Here is an 8,061-nt window from a genome sequence, read left to right as displayed (position 1 = left end):
GCCGCGGGCGGCGGGAGCCGCGGGCGGCGGGCGGCAGACGGTGGAGAACTGTGGGCGCGGGCGACGTTCGGCGAGGAGTGGGGAGCCGCAGACGGCGGGTGGCGTTCGACGAAGGATGGCGAGCGCGAAGGCGCGGGTGCGAGAGGTTCGCTGCGGTGCGATGTGGCCGCTGCGCGGGCGGGGCTTTTGGTTCTCGCGGGAAGGTTGCCCGGTCGCATTCTTCTTGGGAGCGTGCCAGCGATTCGGCTTGATGGTGCGCCGCAGTTCGCCTTGCGCGCCCCGCCCCTTCCAAGCAGGGGCGCTTCGCGGGCTGCGGCGGTACGAGAAAGAGGGAAGACCATGAGCAACACCATGTCCGACGAGCTTGTTTCAAATCTCGTCGATTTCTGTGAGAACCGCCTTCGCGTGTACGCGATGCTGTCGCGGTGCTTCGAGAAGGAGTTGGATGCTGCGTTTGCCGAAGAGCTTGCCACAAAGGTCGCGTTTGCGTCCGACGATGCCGCTTTGGCCGAAGGGTTCTCCCTTTTGCAGTCCGACTTGGCGAAGCGCGATGAGCCTGCGCTTGAGCAATTGGCTGTTGCGTTCAACCGCGTGTTCTTCGGTATGGGGCCGCGCGCGGCGCAGAAGGCGTTTCCGTACGAATCCGTGTACACGAGCGAACGCGGTCTCATGATGCAAGAGGCGTACAACCAGGTGCTGCGCATATACCGCGCTTCTGGATTCGCAAAGGATCCGAAGTTCATCGAGCCGGAAGACCATCTGGCGGTGGAGTTCGTGTTCATGGCGAAGCTGTGCGAGCAGACCGTGCGCACGCTGCGCGCAGGCGACGAGGAAACCTCCGAAAGCTCCTTGCGCGAGCAGTTGGCATTTGCGCGCGAGCACCTGCTCAACTGGCTTCCCCGGTTCGTGCGGGATATGGAGGCGGCAGCCGAAGAGGGCTTCTACCGGCACCTCGCCCTGTTCGTCGGGGCGTTCGTGCGTGCCGACGTGCGTGCGTTGGAGGAGGTCGTGGAATAGCCGGCTTGCGACTGCGGCGTCGGACTTAGACGTGTAGGTGCGGGGCAGACATGCGGCAGCGGACGCGGGTCGGCGGGGCGATGGGATGGCGAATGACGGGATGGCGCGATGGCGCGCCTTTCCTCCTCTGCCAGACCGCTGTTGGCCCAGCGTATTTTCCGGGGTGCGCGGAATGACGCGTCCGGCCCGTCCATGGGTCGCGATAGCAGATGGACGGTCGGCGAGGGGCGCGGGCCTATGTCGGCGATGGTTTGACAGCGGAAGCCTTCCAAATTGGCGAAAAATGACCGATTTCGGAAGATGCGCGTGCCACGGGAAGAGAGGGGTTGTCTGTGACCAGGCGTGTTGCGGGACGGGCTCTTTTCGGGTGGTTGCGAAGTAGGGAGCAGGTTCCGAAATCGGTGATTTTCTGCCATCACGCAGGCGCGCGACGGCGAAACGGTAGACATCGTGGTGCGGTGCGCGGATGCGGAGAGCGTGTTGCCGTTCGGGACGGTCGGTTTCGATGTGAAAAGCGACTGCTTCGGGCGACAACGGTGAGTGCAGGGTCCGGATGCGCGCTCGGTGGCTGCGGTGTCGGGCTTGAGTCCGCGGTCGCGCGCGGGTCGGCGGCAGGCGTGCGGCAGCGGGCGTGACGGTGGTGCGATGGAATACGGCGGCGAGCGCACGGCCGCGAGATGGCGTGCGACGGTAGATGCGACTGCGGCGTCGGGTTTGGGCGTGCAGTCGCGAGGCAGACATGCGGCGGCGGGCGCGAGTTGGCAGCGAGCGCGCGAGTTGGCAGCGGGCGCGGCAGACGAGCGATGCGTGCGGTGAGGTGTTTCACGTGAAACATCGTAGGCGACGGTGAGGGGGATGGCGAGAGTGGAGCGGATTTCCCGGCGCGGATTTTTTGCGGTTGGCGTCGTGGGCGCGGCGACGGTGGGCCTCGGCGGGTTCGAAGCGGTGACGCGCCAAGCCGACCTTGCGTTCGTGCGGCCTCCGGGTGCAGAGTCAAATGCGCAGGTTGTGGCCGCGTGCACGCGATGCGGACGTTGCTGGCAAGCATGCCCGTACGGCATCGTGGGGCCGGTTTCCCTCGCCGACAGCATCGTGGGGTACGGCACGCCCACGCTCGCGTTTTCGAAGGGGCGTTGCGACTTCTGTATGAAATGCACGGACGCATGCCCGACGGGCGCGTTGTCGCGCGGCGGCTCCCGCGAGCGCGACCTGGGCGTGGCCGTGGTGGTGAAGGACGCGTGCGTGGCTTGGGATTGGGCCGGCTGCACGGTGTGCAAAGACGAGTGCCCGGTGGACGGTGCGATCGAACTGGACGAACGCGACCGCCCGGTGATTCATGCCGATTACTGCGACGGATGCGGGGCGTGCGAGCGGGCGTGCCCTTCGGCATCGCTGCGCGCCTACGACGCGGGCGTGGCGACCAAGGGCATCGTGGTGGTGTCGCGGTACGCCCAGACCGCGCAGATCGCGCAGGCTGATCAGGCTGGCCAGGGCGCGGGCGAGAGCGGTCAGAGCGGTCGCGCTGGTGGCGGCGTATCGAGCGAGGAGCTGTTCGCTGGGCGCACGGCTCCTGCGGTCGAGCCGCTCGCGCCGCACGACAAGGGCGTCCATCCTGACGGTCCGAATGCGACGCGCGAGGCGTCGAGGTCGGTTGGAGGTGTCCATGAAGCGTAGCAAACTGGCCCGCATCGCGGTGGGCGCGGGAGTGCTCGTCCTTGCCGTTGCGGTGGCCCACATGGAGGGAGGGGCGGCAATTGGCACGTTGTGCGCGCTGTGCCCGGTGGGGTTCGCCCAGATCGCCGTGGCGGCGAAGAGCGTGCCGTGGGGGCTTGTTCCCGGCGTGGTGGCGCTGCTGGCGATCGTGTTCGTGCTGGGCAGAGCGTTTTGCTCGTGGCTGTGCCCCTCTCAGCTTTTGAAGAACGTGTTCGGAGGACGTGCTCCCCGAGGCGTTCTCGGGCGTGCGGGCGATGCTCCGGCGAAGGGCTGCTCGGCATGTGGGTCCTCCGGTTTGAAGACGCAGGGGATTGTGCTCGCGGTGCTTTTGGCGGTGTCCCTCGTCGTGGGATTCCCGGTGTTCTGTCTGTTATGCCCCATCGGCTTGGTGTTCGGCACGTTGTGGGCGCTCAATCGGGTGTTCGTGCTGCTGCAGCCGGGATGGGAGCTTGTCGTGTTCCCGCTTATGCTGATTGCGGAGCTGTTCCTGTTCAAGCGCTGGTGCGCCGCGGTGTGTCCGCTTGGGTTCTTCTTCGGGGCCGTCGGCGCGCTGCGCGCTCGGCTCGGTTTCGGCGTGCGTCCGCGGGCGAGTTGCAGCACGTGTCGATCGCAGGAGGGGTGCCGCGCGTGCGCGACGGCGTGCCCGGAGAATCTTGATGTCTCGGCGCTGTCCGACTCTCGCGCCGTGCTGAGGTCGTGCACGCTGTGCCTCGATTGCGTTGAGGCGTGCCCGTCGAAGTCGATCTCGCTCGGGACGGGCGGGAAGACCGGCGACGCTCGGCGCGCCGCCGCCGACACGGGCACCGACAAAGGCGCTTCCGACGGGAGCGAGCCCGACGCCGCGGCTTAGCCGGCAAAGGGGGCGCTTCGGAAGGTCCCGCGCCGCCCATCTCGCGCGCTCGTCCGTGCCGTCCAACGGGTGGGCGGGGCCTTCCGAAGCGTCCGGTCTAAGGAAGCTCGGCTCGATATCAGGCGAATGTGGGCTCGCATCGATCCCGGCTCGACACGGACATCGCGTCGAAATGGCGCAGATCGCGTCTTGTGCATAGGGCACCGAGCGCCTTCCCGCCCCAACGGAAGCGTTTTCCCAGTTCGGGATTCCCGCCGAGATCGCCGCAGACCCCTCAGGGTGCTTTTTCGGAGGAAAACCTATGCGCAAGCCGCGATCTGCGCCATTTCGAGCCGAACTTTGCGTCAAGCCAGGATCGGCAGGGGCCAGTCCGGCCCGGCGAGCGAGGATCCGCCAGCGCTTCGGAAGGCCGCTTTCTACTCGTAGCGCTCCACCAAGTCGATGAGCTCTTGTTGGGAATGAACTCCCAGCTTGGCGTAGATGTGCTTGACGTGGCTTTTGACGGTGTTGCGCGAGATGACGTAGTGGTCCATCACGTACTGCCCGTTGCGTCCGCGCGCCAGCATGGCGAATATCTCCGTCTCGCGTTCGGTCAACCCGCCTTCCGCGCCCAGCTGGGCGCACCGCTCCTCGATGCTGGCTCCTGCGCCCGCACCTGCGCCTGAGTCTGCAAAGGAATCCCTCGCCTCGGACGCTCCCGCGTCCGCGTTCACGTTCGCCACGCCGCGGATGGTGTCGGCGAAGCTGAACTTGCGGAACCCGATCCACAGAAACGCGATGAATGCGAACAGGGAGATGGCTGCGATGAGGGCTGCGGCCTGGGCGTTCGCACTTGCAAGGTCGTTCGAGGTGTGCCCGGCCACCGCGCCCACGTCGGTTCCGAGGGCCATCATGCAACGCACGAGTGTGAACGTCGGCAGCAGGGCGAACGCGTTGCGCCGCCCGACCGACAGCACGACGAGCAAGGTGAGCATCTTGAAACTGTCCACTCCGATGCGCTGAAGCGCGTTTGCCGAGGGTAGCCCCGAGTCGAACGTGAACGGAGCCACCAGGAATCCGGCGATCACCAGCAACACCGAAAAACTGAACAGCGTATCCTCTTTGCCGTCGTTTTGCGATCCGAGAAGCATCCACAATGCCACGCCCACCAGCACCACTGAAACGAGGTCGCTCGACACGGGAGCGTGTGCCACCTCGTTGAGCGTCAGTTCATATCCCGTCGCCACGCTAAACACGAATGCGCACACGAACAGCGCATGCGTCGGTCGCAGAAACGATTCGGGGTTTGCCAGCTCAAGGTCGGCAGCCGAGGCGCTGCCGGTTAGGCGATCGAGCGCGGGCGCGCTTCCTCGATACAAAAGCGCGATCATCAGCGCGTCGCATGCTGTGATCGCGATCAAGCCCACTTCGAATGAGGGCATGGGCAGCAAGGCCACCGCCACCTCGCCCAGGGGCATGCCGCACACCATGGCCAACGTCATCGCCAGGGGAGAGGGCAGCGAGGCCAAGGCAAGCGCCAGCAAGCTGGCCGCCCATACCGAGCCGATGTTGAGAAACAGAAAGCCCAGCACCGTGGACGGCCCGTCTTCCAATTTCAGAGCGAATGACAGCACGAGCAGTGCCGTTATAAGCGACCCCAGAGACACAACGGCCATGATGCGTCGATCAAGTGCTTCGGGCTTGCGCGAGGCCACGAAGAACAGCACGAGGAACAACCCTGCGGAGAACAGCGTCGACACCTCGCGGGCGATGCCGCAGTACTCTGCCACGTGTGCGTACACGCTGCCGTTCAGCAGCCAACCGGCACAGGCGGAGAGGAGGAAGGCGCCGATGCAGAGCATCGTGCCAACCGACAACGCTTCCCGCAAGTCGGCCAACCGTTGCCTGACCTTGCCCATGGCTCTCGTTTCCTCGCTCCCCGTCCGTCTGCTCGTTGTTTTGCCGATTTCGTTTGACCGTCTGGTATTTCGTCGACCCTCTGCGTGCGGGTCTCGCGTTCTTGCCAGCTTTTCGCGCTGGTTGGTCTGCCGCGTCGCGTTGCCCCTCTTTTGGCCCTTTGCACGCATCTCCTTATTGTAGGGTATTCCGACAATGGAATCGAGCGAACTTAGTTTTTGCGGTTCCAACTGGTAAAACGATTGCAATCACCCCTGCGGGGGGAGCATGTGGCCACCGCTTCGCTCTGCGCAAAACGCCCGGGCGGGGTGGTGTCAGCTCGGAGCGCGCCCCGTAGGATGCACGTCGAGGGAAACGGCCTGGTGCGCGCTGTGATGCGCGTTGCGACAGGCCGTTCGACAATCGCGCGCGACCTCTTCGCGCGCCGTACAAGAGGAGGATTCCCATGGAACGCACACAGGCACATGCGCGCAGCATTTCGCGCCGCAGCTTTATCGGAGGTATGACGGGTGCGGGTGCGCTCGCTGCGCTCGGGCTGGCCGGGTGCGCGCCGAAGGACGCGGGCTCGGCCGAGGCCGACAAGCTTTCCGAGGCGGGCGCGCAGGGCGTCGCCGACAACAGCGTGGTGGCTGTGGACGACGGCAGCGCCGCCATCACGGTGGACTGGCTGGGCGCGCCGCCGGAGATCGCCGAGGGCGACATCACTGAGACGAAGGACACCGACCTGCTCATCGTGGGCGCGGGTAACGGCGGCATGATCGCCGGCGCGTACGCGTCCGACCAGGGGATGGACTTCGTCCTGTGCGAGAAGGGCACCGAGGTGGGCGCCACGCGCCACTGGTTCAATGCTGTGGACACCAAACCCTTCACCGACCAGGGGTATTACGTCGATCGTGCCCGTCTGCATGGCGAGTGGGCGCGCTATTCCAGCGGCACGTGCGACCACAACCTCATCAACATGTGGATGAACGAGAGCAACGACATGTTCGAGTACGTCGACCAGTACATGAGCGCCGCCGGCGCCGTGGTCATCGCCGACGAGTTCGAGATGCCGGGCGGCATGGGTGCCACGCCGTTTTACACTCCTTGTGGTGAGCACCACTACGGCAACGCCGAGGGGGGTCGCGACGGCATCCCTGATCGCAACGAGCTGTTCGAGCAGGTCATGAACGACAACGGCTACGAAATCTCCTATAAGCACGAGCTGGTGAAGCTTGTCACGGACGATTCCGGCCGCGTGACGGGGGCCATCTTCAAAACCGACGGGGGCTACACGCAGATCAACGCGCGCAAGGGCGTGCTGCTTGCCACGGGCGGTTATTCGGCGAACCCGGCCATGCTCTCGGCGCTCTCGCCCATCACCACCGCGTCCGTGACGGCGCTCGGCTACAACCAGAACAACACCGGCGACGGCATCAAGGCGGCGCTGTGGGCGGGTGCTGTGAAGGACATCACCAGCGCGACGATGATCTTCGACCGCGGCTTGGTGGCACCGGGCACCACGGCGGGCTACACGCAGGAGTCCATCGAGGCCGGCAACCCGCAATGGCCCGGAAACGGCCAGTTCAACCCCGGTACGCAGCCCTTCCTCAAGGTGAACCTGCGCGGCGAGCGCTTCACGTTGGAGTCTGCGGACTACGACTATCTGCCGCATGCGGCCGCGCAGCAGCCCGGTGGCGTGTACGTGAGTGTGTGGGACGGCAAGTTCGGCGACGACGTGCAGCGCTTCCACACGCTGGGATGCTCTGCCGGCACGCGCAACGGCGTCCTCGCCTTCAAGAACGAGGACGGCAGCTACGACCTGGACGGCTACTTTGAGAAGGAGCTGGCCGACGGTCGGCTGCAGAAGGCCGACACGCTCGAGGAGTTGGCCGACAAGCTGGGCTTCGATGCCGAGGCCAAGGAGACGTTCCTCGCCACCTGTGAGCGCTACAACGAGCTGTACGACATGCAGCAGGACGTCGATTTCGGCAAGGAGGCGTACCGCCTGTCCGAGCTGCGCACCCCGCCGTTCTTCGGCGCCACGCTGGGCGGTACGCTGCTCACCACCATCGATGGCGTGCGTATCAACGCCGACTGCCAGGCGCTTGGCACGGACTTCGAACCCATCGAAGGCCTGTACTGCATCGGCGACTGCTCGGGGTCGCTGTTCAGCGGCAACTATCCCGATCAGATGCACGGCGTGGCGTGCGGCCGCACGATGACCGAAGCGCTGCACGTGGTGAAGCTTTTGGCGAACGCGTAAGAAGCCATTGCCCCGGGCGCGCTGTGAAGGTGGCGCGCCCGGGACGTTTTGCGGGTGCGCACGGGCGCGGGGTGCGCGGGGCAGGTGCACGTGGGTGTGGGGCAGGTGAGCGCGGGCGCGGGCGCTTGCGGGCGCGCACGCAAACGGGGCGCTTTCGCGTAGGGGCGAGGCGCGCGGGCGCGGGTGCTTGCGCGTGCGTGGCTCCTGCGGGCGCATGGCGCACGGGGCGCGCCCACGGGCGATGCAGGGCGCTCGCCTTCGGCATCGGCTCTTGCGAGCATATGGCGCGCAGGGCGGGCGCGCAGCGCGCTGGTCGTTTCGGACGCTCCCTCCCTCCCTC

General features: G+C 66.0%; 5 protein-coding genes. 4 read left to right on the top strand and 1 reads right to left on the bottom strand.

Annotated elements, in window-relative coordinates:
* Positions 1-339: 339 nt before the first annotated feature.
* From C2L80_RS12380 to C2L80_RS12370, 3 genes are all read left to right on the top strand, one after another.
* Positions 340-1,017: a TorD/DmsD family molecular chaperone gene (locus C2L80_RS12380; protein WP_103263306.1), complete on the top strand. Its 678-nt coding sequence runs from the start codon at positions 340-342 to the stop codon at positions 1,015-1,017.
* 855 nt (positions 1,018-1,872) lie between these two features.
* Positions 1,873-2,691, top strand: coding sequence for a 4Fe-4S dicluster domain-containing protein (locus tag C2L80_RS12375; protein ID WP_087198617.1), 819 nt, complete (start codon positions 1,873-1,875; stop codon positions 2,689-2,691).
* On the top strand, positions 2,681-3,580 hold the full coding sequence (locus C2L80_RS12370) for a 4Fe-4S binding protein (protein WP_087198616.1): 900 nt from the start codon (positions 2,681-2,683) through the stop codon (positions 3,578-3,580). Before C2L80_RS12375 ends, C2L80_RS12370 begins: the two co-directional genes overlap by 11 nt.
* Positions 3,581-3,996: 416 nt before the next feature.
* On the opposite strand, the gene C2L80_RS12365 is transcribed toward C2L80_RS12370, so the two are convergent.
* Positions 3,997-5,478 carry a helix-turn-helix transcriptional regulator gene (locus C2L80_RS12365; protein WP_103263305.1) on the bottom strand — a complete coding sequence of 494 codons (1,482 nt, stop codon included), beginning with the start codon at positions 5,476-5,478 and terminating at the stop codon, positions 3,997-3,999.
* Between the two features lie 443 nt (positions 5,479-5,921).
* Between C2L80_RS12365 and C2L80_RS12360 the strand changes: the two genes are divergently transcribed.
* Positions 5,922-7,721: an FAD-binding protein gene (locus tag C2L80_RS12360; protein WP_087198614.1), complete on the top strand. Its 1,800-nt coding sequence runs from the start codon at positions 5,922-5,924 to the stop codon at positions 7,719-7,721.
* Positions 7,722-8,061: the final 340 nt, after the last annotated feature.

Origin of the sequence: Rubneribacter badeniensis (genome assembly GCF_002899695.1) — a bacterium.
Taxonomy (GTDB): Bacteria; Actinomycetota; Coriobacteriia; order Coriobacteriales; family Eggerthellaceae; genus Rubneribacter; species Rubneribacter badeniensis.
Note: the sequence above shows the minus strand (reverse complement) of the source record. Positions and strands in the feature narration are given on the sequence as shown.

Bases quoted from the DNA above. Each gene is read 5' to 3' on its own strand.
- C2L80_RS12360 (WP_087198614.1), top strand. From the start codon at position 5,922: ATGGAACGCACACAGGCACATGCGCGCAGCATTTCGCGCCGCAGCTTT.
- C2L80_RS12380 (WP_103263306.1), top strand. From the start codon at position 340: ATGAGCAACACCATGTCCGACGAGCTTGTTTCAAATCTCGTCGATTTC.
- C2L80_RS12365 (WP_103263305.1), bottom strand. From the start codon at position 5,478: ATGGGCAAGGTCAGGCAACGGTTGGCCGACTTGCGGGAAGCGTTGTCG.
- C2L80_RS12370 (WP_087198616.1), top strand. From the start codon at position 2,681: ATGAAGCGTAGCAAACTGGCCCGCATCGCGGTGGGCGCGGGAGTGCTC.
- C2L80_RS12375 (WP_087198617.1), top strand. From the start codon at position 1,873: ATGGCGAGAGTGGAGCGGATTTCCCGGCGCGGATTTTTTGCGGTTGGC.